At 38.4% G+C, this 783-nt stretch carries 1 protein-coding gene and 1 pseudogene; one reads left to right on the top strand and one right to left on the bottom strand.

Going from position 1 to position 783, the window contains the following annotated elements; genetic code table 11:
- On the top strand, positions 1-211 hold a 211-nt coding region (locus AC1DRF_RS30560), incomplete at its 5' end, for a homoserine O-acetyltransferase/O-succinyltransferase family protein (RefSeq protein WP_477742644.1).
- A 214-nt stretch (positions 212-425) separates the two neighbouring features.
- Here the strand turns inward: AC1DRF_RS30560 and AC1DRF_RS30565 are convergent.
- Positions 426-783 (bottom strand): annotated as a pseudogene (locus AC1DRF_RS30565) (hypothetical protein); the annotation flags it as partial.

Raw genomic sequence — 783 nt, forward strand, 5'->3', positions numbered from 1 at the left:
AGGTCACCCAGAGTACGACGTTCAAACGCTGCAGGAAGAATTTCTTCGAGATACAGAAAGAGGGCTAGAACCAAAGCTTCCGGAACACTATTTCCCAAACAATGATCCTGACAAAAACCCTTTAAAAACATGGCGTTCTCATGCCAACCTGCTGTTTATGAATTGGTTGAACTATTATGTTTACCAAGAGACTCCATATCTGTGGGAATGAAAGAACCGATCTGTCCCAGTGTTCAATTAAAGTTACGCATGCTCTTTTTGTGTTAAAACTGCAGCAAATGAGAAATAAAATAGAAAACCTGCTTCTCTAAACGAGCAGCAGGTTTTCTATTACTAATTCTTCTTTATTCCGCAATTAAAGCTTTCTTTCAAAAAATCAGCACCAACAACACTGCTTTTGAGATCCAACACTCACATACTATTGCTCATTCTCCCTTTTCATCTTCATTTAGTTTTGTTTCATCCATTTCCTTCTTTTGTTCTTCTACCATTGTGTCCAGCCACTCAGGCGGCTTGCCGTCTTGGCTTTCATTGTATACTTCCGATATATCTTTTTCTTCCAAAGAGGATAAGATGTCATGAATGTCATTTTGATTGCCTAAAATATTGCCAAATCCTTGACTCACTTTTTTATGACTTCTGAAGTTTGTGGGAAAGTTATTACCAAAATTTACAGCTGAAGCATCTTCAATTGTGCCAATGTGGATGTCACCTATGCTAAAAGTTGATTCTAGAGCTTGATCAGGCTCCCTCATTTCTTCCGTATGGGTTAGTGTATAAGGG

Source organism: Priestia sp. P5_B4 (assembly GCF_056400385.1).